At 62.9% G+C, this 19,057-nt stretch carries 19 protein-coding genes; 7 read left to right on the top strand and 12 right to left on the bottom strand.

The features are described from left to right. Complete coding sequence (locus XH93_RS33405) at positions 1-282, top strand: GNAT family N-acetyltransferase (protein ID WP_246799362.1); 282 nt, start codon at positions 1-3, stop codon at positions 280-282. Between the two features lie 225 nt (positions 283-507). Next, positions 508-1,083: a cytochrome P460 family protein gene (locus XH93_RS33400; RefSeq protein WP_194470729.1), complete on the top strand. Its 576-nt coding sequence runs from the start codon at positions 508-510 to the stop codon at positions 1,081-1,083. 280 nt (positions 1,084-1,363) lie between these two features. Here the strand turns inward: XH93_RS33400 and XH93_RS33395 are convergent, their stop codons facing one another. From XH93_RS33395 to XH93_RS33385, 3 genes are all read right to left on the bottom strand, one after another. Continuing rightward, positions 1,364-1,909, bottom strand: coding sequence for a carboxymuconolactone decarboxylase family protein (locus tag XH93_RS33395; protein WP_194470728.1), 546 nt, complete (start codon positions 1,907-1,909; stop codon positions 1,364-1,366). A 34-nt stretch (positions 1,910-1,943) separates the two neighbouring features. After that, complete coding sequence (locus XH93_RS33390) at positions 1,944-2,561, bottom strand: nitroreductase family protein (protein ID WP_210340413.1); 618 nt, start codon at positions 2,559-2,561, stop codon at positions 1,944-1,946. Between the two features lie 192 nt (positions 2,562-2,753). After that, the gene (locus XH93_RS33385; protein WP_194470726.1) at positions 2,754-3,671 is read right to left on the bottom strand and encodes an NADP-dependent oxidoreductase; all 918 of its coding nucleotides are present in this window, start codon (positions 3,669-3,671) and stop codon (positions 2,754-2,756) included. Positions 3,672-4,109: 438 nt separating this feature from the next. Here XH93_RS33385 and XH93_RS33380 point away from each other — a divergent pair, with 438 nt between their 5' ends. Both XH93_RS33380 and XH93_RS33375 read left to right on the top strand, forming a co-directional pair. Further along, on the top strand, positions 4,110-4,511 hold the full coding sequence (locus tag XH93_RS33380; protein ID WP_194470725.1) for a hypothetical protein: 402 nt from the start codon (positions 4,110-4,112) through the stop codon (positions 4,509-4,511). Between the two features lie 58 nt (positions 4,512-4,569). Beyond that, a complete protein-coding gene (locus tag XH93_RS33375; RefSeq protein ID WP_194470724.1) occupies positions 4,570-5,754 on the top strand; it encodes a GMC family oxidoreductase in 1,185 nt (394 codons plus the stop codon). Between the two features lie 57 nt (positions 5,755-5,811). Here XH93_RS33375 and XH93_RS33370 read toward each other — a convergent pair whose 3' ends face one another. The 9 genes from XH93_RS33370 to XH93_RS33330 form a co-directional block, all read right to left on the bottom strand. After that, on the bottom strand, positions 5,812-6,825 hold the full coding sequence (locus XH93_RS33370; protein ID WP_194470723.1) for an AraC family transcriptional regulator: 1,014 nt from the start codon (positions 6,823-6,825) through the stop codon (positions 5,812-5,814). Positions 6,826-7,125: 300 nt separating this feature from the next. Then, entirely contained in the window at positions 7,126-9,333 is a 2,208-nt protein-coding gene (locus tag XH93_RS33365; protein ID WP_194470722.1) for a xanthine dehydrogenase family protein molybdopterin-binding subunit, read from the bottom strand. Between the two features lie 3 nt (positions 9,334-9,336). Next, positions 9,337-9,792, bottom strand: coding sequence for a (2Fe-2S)-binding protein (locus tag XH93_RS33360; RefSeq protein WP_139485488.1), 456 nt, complete (start codon positions 9,790-9,792; stop codon positions 9,337-9,339). A gap of 292 nt (positions 9,793-10,084) precedes the next feature. Further along, positions 10,085-10,540: a DUF3788 domain-containing protein gene (locus XH93_RS33355; RefSeq protein ID WP_194475419.1), complete on the bottom strand. Its 456-nt coding sequence runs from the start codon at positions 10,538-10,540 to the stop codon at positions 10,085-10,087. Between the two features lie 418 nt (positions 10,541-10,958). Further along, positions 10,959-12,026, bottom strand: a complete 1,068-nt coding sequence (locus XH93_RS33350) for a LacI family DNA-binding transcriptional regulator (RefSeq protein WP_194470721.1) — start codon at positions 12,024-12,026, stop codon at positions 10,959-10,961. A 111-nt stretch (positions 12,027-12,137) separates the two neighbouring features. After that, positions 12,138-13,112 carry a sugar ABC transporter substrate-binding protein gene (locus XH93_RS33345; protein WP_194470720.1) on the bottom strand — a complete coding sequence of 325 codons (975 nt, stop codon included), beginning with the start codon at positions 13,110-13,112 and terminating at the stop codon, positions 12,138-12,140. 64 nt (positions 13,113-13,176) lie between these two features. Then, on the bottom strand, positions 13,177-14,160 hold the full coding sequence (locus XH93_RS33340; RefSeq protein ID WP_194470719.1) for an ABC transporter permease: 984 nt from the start codon (positions 14,158-14,160) through the stop codon (positions 13,177-13,179). Further along, a complete protein-coding gene (locus XH93_RS33335) occupies positions 14,157-15,134 on the bottom strand; it encodes an ABC transporter permease (protein WP_194470718.1) in 978 nt (325 codons plus the stop codon). The genes XH93_RS33340 and XH93_RS33335 overlap by 4 nt, the downstream gene beginning before the upstream one ends. Continuing rightward, positions 15,131-16,639 (bottom strand): sugar ABC transporter ATP-binding protein, encoded by a 1,509-nt coding sequence (locus tag XH93_RS33330; protein ID WP_194475418.1) that lies wholly within the window; start codon positions 16,637-16,639, stop codon positions 15,131-15,133. Before XH93_RS33330 ends, XH93_RS33335 begins: the two co-directional genes overlap by 4 nt. A 353-nt stretch (positions 16,640-16,992) precedes the next feature. Between XH93_RS33330 and XH93_RS33325 the strand changes: the two genes are divergently transcribed. The 3 genes from XH93_RS33325 to XH93_RS33315 all read left to right on the top strand — a co-directional run bounded on the left by XH93_RS33325 (position 16,993) and on the right by XH93_RS33315 (position 18,910). Beyond that, entirely contained in the window at positions 16,993-17,472 is a 480-nt protein-coding gene (locus XH93_RS33325; RefSeq protein WP_194470717.1) for a RidA family protein, read from the top strand. A gap of 5 nt (positions 17,473-17,477) precedes the next feature. Continuing rightward, positions 17,478-17,795: a DoxX family protein gene (locus XH93_RS33320; protein ID WP_194470716.1), complete on the top strand. Its 318-nt coding sequence runs from the start codon at positions 17,478-17,480 to the stop codon at positions 17,793-17,795. A 188-nt stretch (positions 17,796-17,983) separates the two neighbouring features. Further along, on the top strand, positions 17,984-18,910 hold the full coding sequence (locus XH93_RS33315) for a LysR substrate-binding domain-containing protein (protein WP_194470715.1): 927 nt from the start codon (positions 17,984-17,986) through the stop codon (positions 18,908-18,910). The last annotated feature ends 147 nt before the right edge of the window (positions 18,911-19,057 follow it).

Raw genomic sequence — 19,057 nt, 5'->3', positions numbered from 1 at the left:
GTGAAAAGCGACATCCGGGACAATCCGGCAATGAGCCGGTTTGAAATGCCCCTCGGCGACAGCTTGCTCGCAGTCGCCTACTACACGATCGAAGACGGACGCGTCGTCCTGCTTCACACGGAGGTGCCGCAAGAGCGATCCGGCCTGGGGTACGGATCGAGGCTGGCGCATGGCGTTTTCGAAGCGTTGCGACGCGACGGGAAACGAGTCATCGCAAAGTGCCCGTTCATGTCCGCCTATGCCGCGCGGCACCCCGAGTACGGCGCGCTCCTCGACGGCTGATCGCGGACGGATGGGACGCCGGCGCACGGCGCTTTTGGACGACGATACCTCGCGCCTATCGAATGCATGTCCAAAGGGAATTTTTAATTTCGCCGGCTGCGTCCGATCTTTGGGACTGCCTGGATCCGCCGGGCACACGCGGTCGGCTCCACAGCGAATGAAACAGTGATCGAGGCCGCTGCGCCGAGTCACCATGCCGCGTGCGAGCAGCACAGGAGATCCCCCATGAAATTATCGAGGACTGCCGGCCTGGCTGTCGCCGTCTCGCTGGTCGCCGGCACCGTGGCAGCGCTCGCGCAGATCAGCGGAGCTACTCCGGCCGGCCCGACCGTGAACGTGGTGGACGCCGCCGGGCACCTGCGCGTGCCGGCGGACTACCGAACCCTCTACCAAGCGCTCGGCAGCTGGGCGATTGCCGCCGACAGCGGCCAGGGCGCGAAGGAAATGCACGCCGTCTACGCATCCCCGGGGGCGATCGACGCCTATCGGAAGACGGGCCACTTCCCGGACGGCGCCGTTCTGGTGAAAGAGGTCTTCGCGACTTCGACGAACGAGATGACCACGGGCACGGTGAGCCACGCCGACAAGCTCCAGGGCTGGTTCGTCATGGTGAAAGACAGCAAGGGAACGCACCCCGGCAACCCGTTGTGGGGCGACGGGTGGGGATGGTCGTGGTTCGACGCCGACAAGCCGCTCAAGACCACCTCGACGGACTACCATTCCGATTGCCAGGGGTGCCACGTGCCGGCCCAGGCCACGGACTGGATTTATGTGAATGGATATCCCGTCCTGCGTCGCTAAAGCGCGATGAGATCGGGTCGAATCGTCAGCCTATTGGATCATTCCTGAACAGGCCGATCGCCCGTTCGCCGTTCGAGCCTGCCTCCGCGAGGCAGGCTCCCGGCCATACATTACAGTCTCGCCGGTTCGACCATGAGCATCAGCGGAAGGCGAAGCACGTTCGAGTTCGTCCCGCACGTGCTCGTCGTTTTCGTTAGTGAACAGGTAGCCTCGGCGTTACGGTGGCATCAAACAGAGGGGCCAAGCAGCCTTGGAAATGGTCGATGCGCCTGGATCGAGCCTAGATCGAGCCAGCCGGCGCAACATCAGGAAAGTCCTTCTCCGGATCGAACACATTATTGAAAAAGTTCGTCAGGGAGTACATCGCAACCAGCGCGACGATCTCCATGATATTGGCATCCGTGTAGCCCGCATCGCGGACGGCCTTCAGATCGGCATCACTGACCTTGCCGCGGGTCACGATCACCTTGCGTGCAAACTGGATGGCGGCATCCCGCTTGGGATCGCTGGCATGGCCCATCCGGGCGAGAATGATTTCATTCGCCGGCAGCTTTGCCATATGCTCGGCCGTGAAGCTGTGAACCGTCAGGCAGTAGTCGCAGCCATTCACTTCGGAGACGGCGAGGCCGATGCTGTCGCGCGTTTTCACGTCGAGCGCCTTGCTGAGCGAGCCGAGGAGGGTGGCCCATGAGTTGAACGCGATCGGGCTTGCCGCGAAGGTCGACATCATGTTTGGAGTGAACCCGATGTTCTTGGTGAACATATCGAGGGTCGGTTTCGAATCGGCCGGCACCCGTTCCGGCTTTAAGGCCGCAGTTCTTGGCATCATAAGCTCCGTAAAATGCTGGGTTCACAGATAGTCAAACGAGATCCAACACGTCAGCCACCGGACGGCGCGGCTTTTGTGCCCAGTTTCCCGAACGCAGAGCCCCTACGGACAACAGCATGACCGGGACTTCATCCTTGGCCAGTCCGAACTCCCGGTGCACCTTGTCGGCATCGAAACCGATCATTGGCGTCGAACCAAGTCCTATCGAGCGGGCCGCGTAGATGATCGCGGCCGCGCCGAACGTGCCGGTGCGAACTGCCTCGTCGCGCTGGCGCTGCGGGTACTCCATGTAGAGATCGCGTGCGGGGATTTCCCATTCCGGCACCATCTTTGCCGGCATGATGCCGGCTTCCACCAGGGGCGCCAGGCGCTCCGGTACTACGCTGGAATCGGCCAGCTGGCCGCAGACGATGAAAGTAACGGCTGCCTCGGTGATCGCCGGTTGATCCCAAGCGATCGGACGCAGCCGGGCCTTGGCTTCAGGCGAGCGCACCGCAATGAAGCGCCAGTTCTGCAGGTGGAAGGATGTCGGCGCGGTGGTGCCGATTCGCACGAGCTCGCGGATGAGGTCGTCGCTCAGGGTGGCGGAAGGGTCGTAGTACTTGGCGGCGCTGCGGCCGAGGATGCATTCGATGACAGCGTTGGTCATGGCTATTCCGTTAGTCATGGTGATTCCTATGCGCGAAGGGATGGGTTGAGAGAACGAGTTCTTTCGCTCTCTCTGCTCGAAGTACCGCAGCGATGGTGCGCGTTGGAAATCTCGTGCCGGGTGCCGTGGGCGGTTTCCTGGCTTGCCGCGGGCGGCCGACAGGACGCGTGCGGGCCGGCATCGAACGCGCGTTCAGGGACGAACGCGGATGATTGTCTTCCCGCTGATCCGCCTGCTCGGATTGAAAGCAGCGACGGCCTCGTCGAGGGTTGCGATGTTGCCGATGTTCGTCCGCAGCCGTCCGTCCCTTACCCGCTGGACGATCTCACTCAGCTGGGCACGATTGGACTCGACGACGAAATCGACCGCGAGGACGTCGGCGGGCGGTGCCTCAGCCGGCCCGACGATGGACACCAGCCGTCCTCCGGCTCGAATCAGCCGCGCGGAACGCTTCCCGATGTCGCCGCCGATGACGTCGAACACCAGATCTATTCCGCCGACGTCTTCGAGGGCGTCGGTCTCGAGATCGACAAACTCCTTCGCGCCGAAGTCGAGCGCCTTCTGCCGATCGGCGGCGCGTCCGGTGCCGATGATGTAGGCGCCAGCCTCTCGTGCGAGTTGCGTCACCATCGACCCGACTGCGCCGGCCGCACCGTGCACGAGGACGCTCTGCCCCGCCTGAACGCGGCCGTGCTCGAACAGTCCCTGCCATGCAGTCAGGCCCGAGATCGGCAGGCTCGCGCCCACCGTAAAGTCGACGTCACCCGGCAGCGGCGCGAGGTTGCGTGCCTCGATTGCCACATACTCGGCCAGCGTGCCGTCGCGATACCAGTCCGCGACGCCGAATACCCGCTGTCCCACCGACAGCCCCGTCGTGCCATAGCCGAGGGCGGTCACCACTCCAGCCAGCTCATGGCCGGGGATCGACGGTGTTCGGTCACGATCGAGGCGATCGGTCCAGGTCGAGGGCCACGTCAGCTCGGTCGGAACAAATCCCGACGCATGAACCCGAACTACGACGTCGTTGATCGCCGCCTGCGGCTCGCGCCGCTCGACGAGCGTCATCCCGGCCGTTCCCGCGGCCTGATCCGCTACGACGATTGCCTTCATGGTCCACCTCCTTGTGTGTGTGTGGTGTGCATTTCCCTTGCAGGTGAGCAAAAAGTACGACCGCGAAACTCGATCGTCCAATGACCGGTGGCTATGGAATCGATGCCATCGACTTGGCGCGTGAAGATCAACGCGCGTCAAACCCGGCAGCGGACTGGTCCGAATGCCCCGCGAGCGCATGATTGCTGTGGCTGACGCCACACTAACCCGCTTCCACGGCGCTGGGCGAGTGGAATGGAAACGATAACGACCGGGCATTTCTGATGGTTGGCATGCCTGCGTACTGTTCGTCCAACCGGGCTGACCTGTGACGGTTGCATGGAGTGCTTGCCGGCGCGGGACGGCGTAATCGCCCTGATCATCCTCTTGGGTGGATGCGCTCTTCGCGTAAGGAGCCGCTCAAGCAACCAGACAAGTCCAAACAAGTAGGAGTCATCGATGTCGTTTCGCTTCGTCACCAAGTCCATTCACGCTTACCTGATCGACTACCCTGTCGCGATCGTCTTGATCGCAGCGCCGTTCGTGCTGGAGCTCGGCCAGAGCAAGCCGGCCGCAATGTGGCTTTCGGTCATTGCCGGCGCGGCTGCGCTGCTCTTGGCCGCCCTGACCGACCATCCCACCGGGCTCGTCCGCATCATTCCCTACTGGCTTCACCTTTGGGTCGATCGCGCCGTCGGCGTGGTGTTTGTCGTCGCCCCGTTTGCCTTCGCATTCGCCGGGCTCGACGCCTGGTACTACTGGGTTCTCGCCGCCGCTGTCCTGCTCACGACGACAGTCCTGAACGCGCCTGAGGAGCAACTCGCTACGCGTTCGGCATCGGACAGGCGCACAGCGGCTTGAAGGCCGCGACGGCGTTCCATCGCTTGGACCAAAAATGGTGCGAAAGAGAAAGATGCAGATGTCCCAGGAGAGGTACGACATCGTCATTGTCGGCGCGGGCGCGGCCGGCTGCGTCGTTGCGAGTTATCTCGCCGAACACACCGATGCGTCGATCGCGCTGATCGAAGCGGGCGACATGGATCGCGATCCGTTCATCCACATCCCCGCCGGCTTCGCCAATATCTTGGTCCACGACCGGCATGTCTGGAAATACGAGACGATTCCCCAGCACGGCAAGAAGAGAGCATATCGCTCAGGCAAAGTGCTCGGCGGCGGCTCCTCGATCAACGCGATGTGCTACGTTCGTGGCCAGATACGCGACTTCGCCGCGTGGCAGGATGCGGTCGGCGACACCGGCAAATGGTCGTATGAAGACCTGCTTCCCGTCTTCATGGCGCAGGAACGCAACGCCGAGCAGCTGCGGCGACACGGCATCGCGGTGATCGTCGATTCTCCGGGCGTGGGCGAAAACCTCCACGACCACCCGATGGTCCCGGTTCGCGCCTATGTGAAGGGCGATCTCGGCTATCAGGCAGCCGCGCAGGGGCTCGGCACCATCAAGGCGGGTCTGCGGTATCTCGTCACCAAGGACGGCCCGGCGTCAGGCAACGGCATCGAGACTGTTACCCACTGGAATCCGTCAGACTTCGCCGCCGACCCCACCATCCAATGCTATCACGCTCCTATCATCTTGAACGAGCAACTCGGCCCGACCGGCGACCGCTCGGGCGTCACCTTCGAACTCGTGGTGCTGCAGCCCAAGAGCCGTGGCTGGGTGAGGCTGGCCGATAGCGACCCGACGTCGATGCCCCTCATCAATCCGAACTTCATCGGCGAGGAGGAAGACCTGAGAGCCGCGGTAGAATCGGTGCGGGCGATCCGCGAAGTCATGGCCCAGGAGTCGCTGGCGTCGGTGATCGAGGAAGAGATGGATCCCGGCCCGCACATCCAGTCGGACGCGGAGATCGGCGAATGGGTGAAGCGTGTCGTGACGACGATGTGGCACCCTGTCGGAACGTGCCGGATGGGTCGGGATGAGCGAGCGGTGGTCGACGCGAGGCTCAGGGTCCGCGGGGTTGACGGACTTCGGGTGATCGACGCCTCGATCATGCCGAACATCACCAGCGGCAATACCAACGCCCCGACCCAGGCGCTTGCGCGCCACGCTACAGCGATGCTGGTCGAGGATCTGAAGCGAAGTTAGGACGCTCCGGCGCAAGCCGGCGGCAGCGATGTCAATCTCGTTGTCAGGATCTCGCCTTCAAATGTCCTTGCGGGCTTCGCTATCCTTGGCCATCCGCCGATAGTCACTCGGATCTCGTTCGTACGCCTTTCGAAAAGCCCGCACAAAACTCGAACGGCTCTCGTAGCCCGCGTTATGGGCAACGACGTCGATCGACATCGTCGTTGTCGTCAAATCGATCGCAGCCTGGCGCATCCTCAAGGCTCGCAAGATGACCATCGGGGATTGTCCGAAGATGTCCGAGAATCGCGCCATGAACGCCGAACGACTCAACCCCGCACTGTGTGCCAGGCTTTGAACAGAATGGGCAGCTCCTGGCCGCGCCACCATATCCGCAAAAGCACGGGTGACTTGCCTGTCGGCAAGTATTGAGAATCGCTCAGTCCAGCGCTGGGATGATTTGACGGACCGTCGCACCAATGAGACGACGATCTGCTTGAGCAGGGACGCTGTCATGGCTCCAACGCCGACCTCTTGCTGCATCAGCTCGTCCATAGCCTCGCGAAGCTTCAGATCGATCTTGTCCGCCGGCTCGAACTGCTCGATCACCGGTACGCCGAGTTCTCCGAACAGCCTCACAGACTGACCAAAGGATGCGTTGAAAAAGCCGCAAATCTGAACGATTTCGGGCTGCTCGTTCGGCACTGCGACGCGGAGGATGCCGTCTTGACGAGTCCAGCATTCTTTCGAAATGAGCTTCGGCGGGCCACTTCCACCGTCAACCTCGATCGTGAACGGAGTGTTTGGCGGCACGATGATGAGCAGATGAGGGCTCAACGGCATCGTTGGTCCGCCGTTGATCGATATGCGTCCGACGCCACTCAAGTTGTAGTGGATCCCCGGTGCGTCAATCGTGCCAAATTCGACTCGATGGCCGTGCGGCACCAGGATCTCGGTCAGCGCGATGACATCGATGTCGAGCGCCTGCATGAGGTTGTCGAGGTCTGTTGTAGACAATTTGACGGTGGAACCCGTGGGCAGCAACACGTTCTGCCCGACGAGAGCCTGCGCTGAAACCGCCTTCGTGTGCATGAGTGGCCCTTTGTTGCCTGGCGACCGGATTGCCTGGCGACCGGCGCCGATAGTGCCCCTAGGCCCGTTCTCCAGGGATTAGCGAGGGCATCGTCACGCTGGCTCCTGCCGCTGGCCGACCGTCCTCCCGAACCCAATGGCGCAATCATGATCAGAATGCCGCGGTTTGGAAGTGAAACTCTTGCAGATCGATCCTGAACCGCCTTCAGGTCGCGGCAGCTCACACCAAGGTCTTCGACGCCGCCATCGAAGACCGCGGCATGCGATGGGCAAGCCGCGACGCGGGATGACGGGCAGGGACTAGGACGACGACTTCAGCGAAGCCGTATCGATCGGCAGGCTGCGCACGCGCTTGCCGGTCGCGGCGAAGATCGCATTGGTCACTGCAGCACTGACGATGGCCGTCGGAGCCTCACCAACGCCGCCTGGAGCTTCGGCGTTCCTGATCAAGTGCGTCTCCACCACCGGCACTTCGTCGATACGCATCGGCAGATAGGTATCGAAATTGCTCTGCTCGACCCGCCCATCCTTGAACGTGATCGAGCCATGGAGTGCAGCGGTCAGCCCGAAAAGCGTTCCACCCTGAACCTGGGCTTCGATCGTATCGGGATTGACGTACATTCCGCAATCAAGCGCACAGACGATCCGCTTGACCTTGACGGAGCCATCAACTGACACTTCGACCTCGGCGACCTGCGAGACGTAACTTCCGTATGCGAATTGCACCGAAATCCCGCGGCCATGCCGCGCGGGAAGTGGTGATCCCCACTGCGCCTTTTCCGCAGCAAGCGACAGAACAGCAAGCGCGCGCGGGTTGTGGCCGAGCAATCCCTTGCGATAGGCAACGGGATCCTGTTTCGCGGCGTGCGCAAGCTCATCCATGAAGCTTTCGACCACAAAGACATTGTGAGTCGGTCCGACGCCGCGCCACCAGGACGTCCGGACACCACGGGGCTCGACCTGAACATAGTCGACGTGAATGTTGGGCAATGCATAGGGCGGCTCGGCCGCCGCTTCCACGGCATCGGGGTCCAATCCATCCTTGATATAGGGAGGATAATAACGAGCGAAGATTGAGGACCCGGCGATCCGATGTGTCCAGGCAACCGGCTTGCCGGCCGCATCAAGGCCGGCCGACAGCCGATCGAGATAGTACGGCCGATACATATCGTGCTGGATGTCTTCCTCGCGGCTCCAGACCACTTTCACCGGGCCGTCGACGTGCTTGGCGATCTTGACGGCCAGCACCGTACCGTCAGCCTCCAGCCTGCGGCCGAAGCCGCCGCCGATCAGATGATTGTGAATTTTGATCGCATCCCTTGGCAGGCCGGTCAGCTCGACCAGCAAAGCCTGCGTGATCGTTGGCGCCTGTGTCCCGACCCAGATGTCGCAGCGATCTCTTTGCAGATGGACGGTGCAGTTCATCGGCTCCATCGCCGCATGGGCCAGGAAGGGTACCTGGTACACGGCATCAAGCCGTTGCGCCGCCCCCGCGAGCGCCTTCTCCGCATCGCCGTCGTTGCGAGCAACAACGCCCGGCTTTTTGGATTCGTCCTCCAATTGCTTGACGATGCCGACATTGTTGACCTTGCCGTTCGGTCCGTCGTCCCACGTGGCCGCGGCGGCCTCGAGCCCCTTCTTCGCCGCCCCCATGTGATCAGCTACCACGGCTATAGCTTCGCCGATGTTGACCACCTGCCGGACGCCCTTGACCGCCAGCGCGGCCCTCTCGTTCACTGTTTTCGCGTGGCCGCCGAGTACGGGCGAAATGGCAATCGCCGCGACCTTCATACCCGGCAGCCGTGCGTCGATGCCGTAAAGGGCGCGCCCATCGACCTTGATCGATGAATCCACGCGCTTGGCGCGCGTGCCGATCAGTGTGAAATCCTTCGGACCCTTCAACTTGACGCTTGCCGCAGGCGGCACAGGCAAGTTCGCCGCGGCCTGCGCAAGTTCGCCGTAGCTCAGATGCTTCGAGCCCGTCGCGTCCGACACAACGCCGTTCCTGGCGCGGCAAGTCGCCGGATCGACACTCCACCGCTTGGCGGCGGCCGCAATCAGCAGGTTTCGGCCCACTGCGCCTGCCTGCCGCAATGGCGTCCAGAAGGCGCGGATAGAGGCAGAGCCACCCGTATTTTGAATGCCGATAATCGAGTTGACGTAGAGCGCATGATTTGGAGGCGCGTGCTGAACTTGAATCTGGTCAAGCTGCACTTCCAGCTCTTCAGCGAGGAGCATCGAGAGCGACGTGTAAACTCCCTGTCCCATCTCAACCATCGGCATGATCAGGGTCACGGCGCCGGTCGGATTGATCCGTATAAATCCGTTCGGGGCGAAAGTACCCGTGATCTCGTTTTCGATGACCTGCGAAGCCGGCGCCGCGAACACGGACTCCGTGCCTGCGCCGGTCGAGGTAAAGCCGAGCAGCAAGCCTGCGCCCTGAAGCAAGGTGCGCCGCGACATCACCGTTTCACCTTCGATTCGGTTCGTTAGAAGCGGCCTATCCATGACTCAAACTCCCGCTGCTTGCTTGATCGCGGCCCGGATACGCTGGTAGGTGCCGCAACGGCAGACGTTTCCCGACATTGCCGAGTCGATATCCGCGTCGCTCGGCTTCGGAGTGTCCTTCAGCAATGCCGCCGCCGACATGATCTGGCCGGACTGGCAGTAGCCGCATTGCACGACCTCCAGATCCAGCCACGCCTTCTGCAAGGCCGCGCCTTGCGGCGTGCGGCCGATCGCCTCGATCGTGGTGACCACGCTGCCGCCGACGCTATCGACCGACGTCTGGCAGGAGCGGACCGGTTGGCCGTCGACATGCACGGTGCATGCGCCACACAGCGCTTGGCCGCAACCGAACTTGGTCCCGGTCATGCCGAGCACGTCGCGCAGCACCCACAGCAACGGGATGTCGCCGTCAACGTCGACCTCATGGGCTGAGCCGTTGATGTTCAATGTGAAAGCCATGAATGCCTCTTGAGCGCGTTGGGAGTGAGCGGTGAGCCGATCAACGTCACTCATGAAGTCCGCGAAAGTGGTGCGCATTGATCGCAGCATGGAGCGAGGCTTTCCAATAGCCGGCATGAATAGTTTCTATAGCAACGGGGAATGCAGCCACGACGCTCGGCTCGGGCGCGAGCAGTGCTGCATTCCCCGTTGCCTGCGAACTGTATATTCCAGCTACTGGATAGCTTCGTCTTGCGCTCCCGAAAGTCCGGCGTCGCCGACTTGGCCGCGAAACCTAGGGGTTTCGCAACATTCAACCGCGCAACGGTGGCGGGCGCTTCATCGTCAAAAGCTCGGTCACATCATGCCGATCATCCGCGGAGGAGATCGCAACTGTCAGGAATTTTCCGTCCGGGTATGTTTTGGCTTCATCGTAAAGCTTGACCAACTGCGAGCGCCATGCATAACGCCGCTCCTCAAATTGTTTTCGTTCCGCTCCTCCCAGGACCACCACGGCCGAAAACCGCTTGTATTCCGGCAGCAGGGTGCAGAACGCCTTTGTCTTCTTGTAGCGCAGGGACCAGCCGCGCTTCTTGCCGCCATAGAGCCATTCCGGCGCGAAGACGCCGGGGTAGAATTCCTCGATCCAGCTCTGCAGCCGGGCCCAATGCTTGAAGGCACTCGGTCCGATCCAGTCGCGGACAGCGCCGTCATCGGGCGAAGCTGACTTGTCGGTGATCCTGTCGCCGACCCGGGGGGACTGTTCCATGCCGCTTTCCTTCCACCACGACCTGACGGCCGACCTTGAGGCTTGCGCGAAAGGTGTGCCGCCATGTTCCTGAGGATTGAATTTGTGTTGCGCCTGATATTTCTTCCGTCGCAGAACCGGACGTTCTGTCACGGGCTTCTCTCCGCCATTGGCGCATGGGCGAGTTGCCCGTCAATGCGGAAATCCGGCGCGTGGATTTGCGGACACGTAGTATGGACTTCTGGTCAATTCTTGCAGGACAGGCAGGCACCGCGAAACGCCCTCGGCAGGTCTCGAACGCCGACACCTACTTCGTGGACATTGCGGGCGGAGGACGTCTGTAGGAGCGTCTGCGTCCAGGATCTAAACCTTCTCAGGGATATTTTCGAGCCGGCGACAAATGCTGATGTCCGACGCTATTCCGAGCGGCCACGTCCATTCACGATTGCTTGCCTCTTGGCGTCCGGGACGAGGGCGCCGCGGTGGAGCCGCGAACCACCATCGACGCCGGCAGCAGCACATGCTTCGGCTGCCGCTCCTCCGGCGCGATCTTGATGTCGGCGAACAGGATCTCGGCGGCGGCCTTGCCCGCGCGCAACGGATCGACCTTCACCGTCGTCAGTGGCGGCGACCACCGTTCGGCCATCGGAATATCGTTGAAGCCGGTCACCGAAACATCGCGCGGGCACTCCAGGCCATGCCGCTGCAAGGTCTTCAGGGCGCCGAACGCGAGCAGGTCATTGGCGGCCATCAGTGCCGTGAAGGGGACGCCGGAGCGCAACAGCTCCTCGGCGCAGCGCGCGCCCTCTTCTTCGCGATATTCGTTGCTGTAGACCACGAGGTCGTCCGAGGCCACGGCCTTGACCCGATCGATCCAGTAGCGATAGGCGGCCAGCCGCTCCTCCGCCGTCGACCAGGATGATGGCCCGGAAATGAATGCGATGCGCCGGTGGCCGAGTTCGAACAGATGTTTCACGAGCGCGCCGATGCTCGGGCGCACGTTGTAGCTCACCGACGATACCGAATCGTCGTCGACATGGCTGTTGACGGTGACGATCGGCGTCCCGTCATGGGCGACCGCGGAGACCACCTCGTCCTCGCGCAAGGCGCTGGCGACGATCAGCCCCTCGATGCCGCGGGCGAGGAAGGTGCTGATCAGCTTCTCTTCCTTCTCCGGGTTGTTGTCGGTGTCGCCGATCAGCGCGACATAGCCGTGCTCCGACGAGATGCTGTCGATGCCCTTGATGATGGGACCGAACAGGCTGTTGGTGATATCAGGAACGATGATGCCGATCGTCTTGCTGGAATGGGTACGCAGCGTGGCGGCGGCGACGTTGTGGCGATAGTTGAGCTCGGCGACGGCCGCGTGGATGCGCGCGCGGACCTCATCGGTGATGCGATGCGCGGTCGCGGGGTCCAGCGCGCGCGACACCGTCGAGAAGTGGACGCCGACATGGGCCGCCACATCCTTCAGGGTTGGACGCTTACCTTTCGTCGGGCCCGTCAATGGTCAAAAATCCCTGCGCTCGCCTGCGGCCTGATCTCTTTGCAAGCAGATAGCAAACGCAGCTCCGCCGGGCAAACCTCCGGCGAGCTGAGCAAGCCATCGGGCATCCGATCACTGTCCGACATACTCTGCTGCGGCGGGGCAGGTCCGCTGCTGGTAAGGCACCAGCCATTCGGCATGGTTGGCCCTGGTGATGACAGCGCCGGGAATCACGACCCGCTTCGGCACCGGTTCGCCGCGAATGGCTTTCAGGCCGATCTCGGTCGCCACGCAGCCGATCTTGAAGCCGTTAAACTCGGCGATCGCGAGCAGGCCGCCGTTCTTGACGGCTTCCACGGCCTCGGGAACGCCGTTGATCGACACCACGGGCACGTTGCCGCGCCCGGCGGACTTCAATGCTTCGGCCGCGCCGAGCGCCGATGCATCCGCGGCGGCGATCACGCCGTTGATATCGCTGAACTGCTGGATCAGGTTCTCCATCACCTGCAGTCCGAGCAGGCGCTGGAAGTTGGCCGGCTGCGACGCCAGCAGCTTGATGTTGGGATACTCCTTCAGCGCCGCGTCGAAGCCGCGCTTGCGCTCATCGCCGGTGTTGGAACCCTTGATGCCCTCGAGGATCACGACATTGCCCTTGCCCCCGAGATGGTCGAACAGCGTCCTTGCGATGTCGTAGCCGAGCTTGTAGTCATCCTGGCCGACGAAGGCGAGATAGGGCGCATCGCCGGCCTTGTCGTTGTAGTTGAGAACCGGCGTGCCGGATTCGATCAGCCGCTTGATGGTTGGCAGTTGCGCCTTCGGGTCGATCGGCATGAACAGCACGAGGTTCGGCTTGGTGACGCCGACATCCTCGAGCTGCGACATGCCTTCGGTGATGTTGTTGGGCTTGGTCGGCACGTACTGGCGAACCGTCGCGCCCATTTTCTTCGCCATCTGCTCGACACCGGCGCGAACGCCCTCGAAATGCGGATCGACCTGGTTCTTGGTGAAGGCCGCGATGACCTCGCCGGCCGCGAAAGCGGGCGAAGCAGCAAGTCCACAAGCGACTACGGACAACAATCCAATTCGTCTGAGATGTCTGGTCTTCATGAGAACTCCCGATCGAGATGGCCAAGGGTGCAATGAGATTCGCTGCAGTCGGATCGTGAAACTTTCATCGTCGCGCCCCGCGATTGACCGCGGCATCCGCCAGAACGGCGACGAGCACGATCACGCCGGTCACGAACGGGTGCCAGCTGGCGCTGACATTGAGCAGATTGAGCGCGTTGACGATCAAAGTGAGAATGATCGCGCCGAGCAGCGTTCCGACGAGGCTGCCGCTGCCGCCGAACAGCGAGGTGCCGCCGACCAGCACCGCCGCGATCGCGGGCAGCAGCAGCGGCTCGCCGATGCCGGGCTCGGCCGCATTGAGCCGTGCCACATAGATCAGCGCCGCGAGGCCCGCCATCAGGCCGCTCACCACGTAGAGCAGGGTTCTGCGCCGGGCGACTGGAATTCCCGACAGCACTGCGGCCGCTTCATTGGCGCCCATCAGATAGACCTCGCGCCCGATGGTGGTGCGTGACAGGAAGATCACGCCGCATGCGCCGGTGACCAGCATGACCCAGATCGGCAGCGGGATGCCGAGCCAGAAGCCGCTGCCGAAGAAGCGGAACGCCGGCGAGAAGCCATAGACGACCTGTCCGGCCATGAACCAGTAGGCGATCCCCTGCGCCACCCACAGCATGCCGAACGTGGCGAGGAACGGCGGAATCTTCACCCGGTTGATCAGCACGCCATTGGTCAGCCCGACCAGCGCGCCGCAACCGAGGGCGACGACAATGCCGGCGGCCGGCTGGCCGGTGGACTTGATCGCAGCCGCGGAGAGACAGGCGCACAGCGTGAGGTTCGCGCCGATCGAGAGGTCGAGCCCGCCGCCGATGATCACAAGCGTCAAGCCGGAGGCGACCAGGAAGAGCAGGCTGGCCTGGCGCAGGATGTTGAGCAGATTGTCCGTGGTGGCGAAACCCGGGCTGAAGCTCGACAGCAGCACGCCGATGCAGGCGATCAGGCCGAGCCGCACCACGATGGCGAGCGTGCCGGGAGCAAGCGGCTGTGATCGTGCGGATGCAGGGGCAGGGGTATCCATTGTCGTCATGCGATGTCCCGTGAGGCCTGTTTGCGATTGCGATCGATCAGCAGGGCCGCGATCAGCAAAAGGCCGACGCAGACGACCTGGAGCGAGGGCTCCACCGAGAGAACGTTGAGGCCGTTGCGGAGCACGGAAATCGCCAGCACGCCGAGCACGGTGCCGAACAGCCAGCCCTGGCCCTTCTCGAACGAGGTCCCGCCGAGCACCACCGCGGCAATGGCTTCGAACTCCATGCCGACCGCGACCGACGGGTGCGCCGAGTTGGTCCGTCCGAGCAGCAACAGCGCCGAGAGCGCCACCGTGAGGCTACAGAGCAGATAGACGCCCATATGGACGAGGTTGGCATTGATGCCGGCGAGATGCAGCGCATCCTTGTTGCCGCCGATCGCGAAGACATAGTTGCCGAAGCGGGTGCGATAGAGCAGCAGCGACAGCAAGCCATAGAGTATCGCGGCGACCAGCACTGGGGTCGGCAGCCCGAGCAGCGTGGATCGATAGAAGGCCTCGAGCGCCGGCGTGAAGCCGCCGATCGGATCGCCGTTGGTGATGACCAGCGACAGCCCCTCGCACAGTCCCATGGTCCCGAGCGTGACCACGAAGGCCGGCAAGCCGAGATAGCCGACCAGAAACCCGTTCACGGCGCCGGCGACGAGCCCGACCAGCATCGCGGCCGCTACGGCCGCCGGCAGGCTCCATCCCGCGACGAGCAGTGCCGCGATCACGACGCCGCACAGGCCGAGCAGCGCGCCGACCGAAAGATCGAGCCCGGCGGTGAGGATGATCAGGGTCATCGGCAGCGCCAGCATCAGCAGCAGCGAGGCCTGCAGGCCGATATTGGTGAGGTTGACGGCCGACAGGAAGCGCGGATTGCCGACGGCGAACAGCACGATCATGCCGACGAGAATGAAGGTGACGCCCGGGATCCGGCGCAGCAGCGCAGCGGGCGCGGCCGTTGTCGCATGGACGGTTTGATCGGTCATTGCTGCACCGCCAGGTCGAGAATGGCTTTCTCTGAAAGCGCGTCGCGGCCGAGATGGCCGACGATCCGGTAGTCGCGCATGACGTAGGCGCGATCGCAGAGGTGGATGAGCTCCGGAAGCTCCGAGCTGATCACCAGCACGGCGGCGCCGTCCTGCACCAGATCGTCGATCAGCCGGTAGATCTCGGTCTTGGCGCCGATGTCGACGCCGCGCGTCGGCTCGTCCAGCATGAACAGCCGCGAGCCGGCTGCGAGCCATTTGCCGAGCACGACCTTCTGCTGATTGCCGCCGCTGAGATTGCGCACGATCTGCGCCGGCCCGGGCGTTGCGATGTTCAGCCGCGCGATCAGGTCGCGGCACACTTTGTCCGCCGCGGCGGGCGCGAACCAGCCGCGGCGAAACAGCCGCCACAGCGCCGCAGCGGTCGCGTTCTCACCGACCGCGAGCGGCAGCGCGAGGCCTTCGCGCTTGCGATCCTCCGGCAGCAGCGCAAGTCCGGCGCGGGTGCTGCGGTCCGGGCGCTGCGCAAAATCCGCGCCGTTCAGTTTGATGGTCCCGGTGCGCAGCGGATCGGCGCCGAAGATCGCGCGCACCACCTCGGTGCGGCCCGATCCGACCAGCCCTGCCAGCCCCACAACCTCGCCGGCGCGGACCTCCAGCGAAATGTCGGCGAGCCTGGCGGTCTGCAAATTGCTCACGGTCAGCACCGGCGCACCCGCCGGAACTGGCTCACGGCGCTTCAGTCCCGCAAGCGAGCGGCCGATCATCGCGCCCACCATCACATCGGGCGACACCTCGTCCCGGCGATAGGATGCGACCACGGCGCCATCGCGCATCACGGTGATGCGGTCGCCCAGCGCGACCACCTCCTTCATGCGATGCGAGATATAGACGATGGCGACGCCACGCTGCTTTAGCCGGGCGATGACCTCGAACAGCCGCTCCGATTCGCGCTCGGAGATCGCCGCGGTCGGTTCATCCATCACCAGGATGCGGGAGTTTTGCGACAGCGCCTTGGCGATCTCGACCATCTGCTGCTGCGCGACGCCGAGATCGGCGGCGAACGCCCGCGTGTCGTAGTGCAGGCCGAGCTGCGCCAGCACATCGCGGGCCGCTGCGTGCATCGCCGCCTTGTCGATGACGCCGGCTTTCGCGAAGGCGCGCTCGCGGCCCAAAAATATGTTCTGCGCGATGTCGAGATACGGCGCGAGCGAGAATTCCTGAAAGATGACGCCGACGCCGATCGCATTGGCGTCGGCCGGACCGTGGATCGCGACGCGGCGTCCCTCGTGTTCGACGGCGCCACCGTCGGCGAGATAGGCGCCGCAGAGCACCTTGATCAGCGACGATTTTCCTGCGCCGTTCTGTCCGAGAATGACATGCACCTCTCCCGCATGAATCTCGAGAGAGACGCCCCTGAGCGCATGCACGCCAGGAAACGACTTGCTGATGTCGATCAGGCGCAGCAACGGCGCCGTGGTCTCTGTCGCCGGCGTCGCCGCCATCTCGTCAGGTCCCTGATCGGGACTTTGCTCGTTCGCAAGCATATTCCGTCCCCGTTTGACGAGCGTGGCTCCGCTCTCCTGTTGACGGAGCTATAAACGCAAACGTTTGCACAATCAAGTGCGAAAATACGTCGCAATCAATCCGATCTCGAGAGCACTAAGATCGAAAAATATCAATGAAGTTGGATTTTGTCACAGAATCACAATGTTAGTGCAGAAATTGTGAGTGACGATGTGCAGAATATTTATGCAAGCGATTGCACAATTCATTCGATTGCGGTACAGGCGGTGCCCGAGCGGCGTTCGACCGGACGCCAATCAGCAACTCAGACAGAGCCTGGAGAGAAGCGCCCATGAACACGCCCGCCACGAGACGATCCGCTTTCGCGACGTCGCCCTCGAACCCGGACGTCAAGGAGATCCAGACCATTCCGGAGCGTAAGATCGACATGCCCTATGCACCGGCGATCCGCGTCGAGAGCCCCTGCGGCCTGTTGTTCATCTCGGGCGCGACGCCATCGCCGCTCTATCACAAGCATCCGCATCAGCTTGCCGAGCACGATCATCCCAACTCGATCGTCGATCAGACCCGCCGCGCCATGGAAACCATCAAGTCGATCCTCGACCACGAGGGCTTGGCCTGGACCGATATCGTGAAGGTCACGAAATATCTGACCGATATTCGCGACCAGGACGGCATGGTGGCCGTGCTCAAGGAATATTTTGGGACGTGGACGCCCGCGAGCACCACGATCTGCATCAACCAGCTGTCGACACCCGGCGCGCGCGTCGAGCTCGACATGATCGCTGCGTTTCCGAGGGCCAAGAGCTGATGGCGATGGCGGATAGTCTCCCCGTCCTGCTCGCCGTCGTTCTGGCCTGGGCAGGAAGCTTCAACCTCGCGGCGCCGGATTTCATCCGCGAGGAATTTCGGGCGTGGGGATATTCGGATCGCCTGCGCATGCTGGTCGGAGCGTTGGAGTGGATTGCAGCTGTGGCGCTGCTGATCCAGCCGCTCCGTTTGATCGGTTGCGCGATTGCCGTCATCATTTTGGCCGGCGTGCTCGTCACGCTGTTTCGGCACCGCGCTTTCATGCGGATCGAGTATCCGCTGGTGCTGCTGACGTTACTTCTGCTTGTCGCACAAGGAGCCTGACGCGTCACGTCGGGCACGGTTGTCACGCATGAGGAGCACACATGGACTTGATTGCCAGGCTATGACCGGTGAGCAGCCGCAAGGCATTTGCGCACGAGTACTTGTATCACGCGTGACGGTGCCTTGCCTGCCGCCGCGCCAGGCCGGCTGATGTCGCGAAGTGATCGGACCACGGTAGCACCCAAATCATGCTCGATCTCAAGGACGTGTTTTATTTTGTCCAGGTCGTCGACAAAGGCGGATACACCGCTGCGAGCAAGTCGCTCGGTTTTCCGAAGTCGACGTTGAGTCATCGTATCAGGGCGCTCGAAGACGCCCTGGGCGTAACTCTCCTGAGCCGGACGTCGCACCGTTTCGCCGTCACCGAGGTCGGCACGCAGTTCTACCACTACGCGCAGACCCTGTTGCAGGCCGCGGAAGTCGCCGAAGAGGCGGTTCGTCAGCGTGCGACCGAGCCCAGTGGCGTGATTCGAATGACGACCGCAGTCGAGATCGCGCAGTTTGCGTTGAAGGAATTGATCCCAGGCTTCTTGAGGATGCATCCGCAGGTCCGCATCGTCGTCAACACCACGGATGCTCTCGTCGATATCGTGGCCCACGGGTTCGACCTGGCTCTGAGAGGGCACAATACCTCCTTGCAGAATTCGTCACTGGTACAGCGAACGATCGCGCGCGCGCCCTGGTACCTGTTTGCGGGCGAGGATTATCTGAGCGCGCGAGGTGTGCCCGCCACCCCGGAGGAGATCGCGCAGCATGACACGCTCGCGATTGCCAAAAGCGGTCCATCGAATTGGACGCTGACCGGGCCGAACGACCGTCGCTGCATTGTTCAGATCACGCCGCGTCTTCAGAGCAACAACATGGTGGCGCTCAAGGAGGCTGCCTGCGCCAATCTAGGGATCGTTGCGCTACCCGGGTACATTTGCCGGGATGAGCTGGCCTCAGGGAGGCTAACGCAAATACTGCCGCGCTGGACGGCGGCCGATGCGCGAATCTCGGCGCTCATCCCGTACAAGCGCGGCGTGCTTCCCGCGGTGCGGTCCCTGGTGGACTTTTTCGCGCGTGAAATGCCGCGCCTGACCGCTTTTGACCCCGCGGATGCGACCCCGATGTGAATCCAAAGGCTGCAGTTGAACCGCGATCGTCGGCGTTCAACGGCTTGAACGCTGCGTGCCGCGGCCGCCGTCTTCCACTCACATCGCAATCGCTGCAATAGTTCGCCAGCAACGCACCGATGGCGACCGGAACGCGGGAGAGCTGGC

This window comes from Bradyrhizobium sp. CCBAU 51753 (assembly GCF_015291565.1).
Classification (GTDB): Bacteria; Pseudomonadota; Alphaproteobacteria; order Rhizobiales; family Xanthobacteraceae; genus Bradyrhizobium; species Bradyrhizobium ivorense.
This window is presented reverse-complemented; position numbering and strand designations above follow the sequence as displayed.

Excerpts from the sequence above, each read along its gene's own strand:
- XH93_RS33400 (WP_194470729.1), top strand. The coding sequence starts at position 508 with ATGAAATTATCGAGGACTGCCGGCCTGGCTGTCGCCGTCTCGCTGGTC.
- XH93_RS33395 (WP_194470728.1), bottom strand. The coding sequence starts at position 1,909 with ATGCCAAGAACTGCGGCCTTAAAGCCGGAACGGGTGCCGGCCGATTCG.
- XH93_RS33390 (WP_210340413.1), bottom strand. The coding sequence starts at position 2,561 with ATGACCAACGCTGTCATCGAATGCATCCTCGGCCGCAGCGCCGCCAAG.
- XH93_RS33385 (WP_194470726.1), bottom strand. The coding sequence starts at position 3,671 with ATGAAGGCAATCGTCGTAGCGGATCAGGCCGCGGGAACGGCCGGGATG.
- XH93_RS33380 (WP_194470725.1), top strand. The coding sequence starts at position 4,110 with ATGTCGTTTCGCTTCGTCACCAAGTCCATTCACGCTTACCTGATCGAC.
- XH93_RS33375 (WP_194470724.1), top strand. The coding sequence starts at position 4,570 with ATGTCCCAGGAGAGGTACGACATCGTCATTGTCGGCGCGGGCGCGGCC.
- XH93_RS33370 (WP_194470723.1), bottom strand. The coding sequence starts at position 6,825 with ATGCACACGAAGGCGGTTTCAGCGCAGGCTCTCGTCGGGCAGAACGTG.
- XH93_RS33365 (WP_194470722.1), bottom strand. The coding sequence starts at position 9,333 with ATGGATAGGCCGCTTCTAACGAACCGAATCGAAGGTGAAACGGTGATG.
- XH93_RS33360 (WP_139485488.1), bottom strand. The coding sequence starts at position 9,792 with ATGGCTTTCACATTGAACATCAACGGCTCAGCCCATGAGGTCGACGTT.
- XH93_RS33355 (WP_194475419.1), bottom strand. The coding sequence starts at position 10,540 with ATGGAACAGTCCCCCCGGGTCGGCGACAGGATCACCGACAAGTCAGCT.
- XH93_RS33345 (WP_194470720.1), bottom strand. The coding sequence starts at position 13,112 with ATGAAGACCAGACATCTCAGACGAATTGGATTGTTGTCCGTAGTCGCT.
- XH93_RS33340 (WP_194470719.1), bottom strand. The coding sequence starts at position 14,160 with ATGACGACAATGGATACCCCTGCCCCTGCATCCGCACGATCACAGCCG.
- XH93_RS33335 (WP_194470718.1), bottom strand. The coding sequence starts at position 15,134 with ATGACCGATCAAACCGTCCATGCGACAACGGCCGCGCCCGCTGCGCTG.
- XH93_RS33330 (WP_194475418.1), bottom strand. The coding sequence starts at position 16,639 with ATGGCGGCGACGCCGGCGACAGAGACCACGGCGCCGTTGCTGCGCCTG.
- XH93_RS33325 (WP_194470717.1), top strand. The coding sequence starts at position 16,993 with ATGAACACGCCCGCCACGAGACGATCCGCTTTCGCGACGTCGCCCTCG.
- XH93_RS33320 (WP_194470716.1), top strand. The coding sequence starts at position 17,478 with ATGGCGGATAGTCTCCCCGTCCTGCTCGCCGTCGTTCTGGCCTGGGCA.
- XH93_RS33315 (WP_194470715.1), top strand. The coding sequence starts at position 17,984 with ATGCTCGATCTCAAGGACGTGTTTTATTTTGTCCAGGTCGTCGACAAA.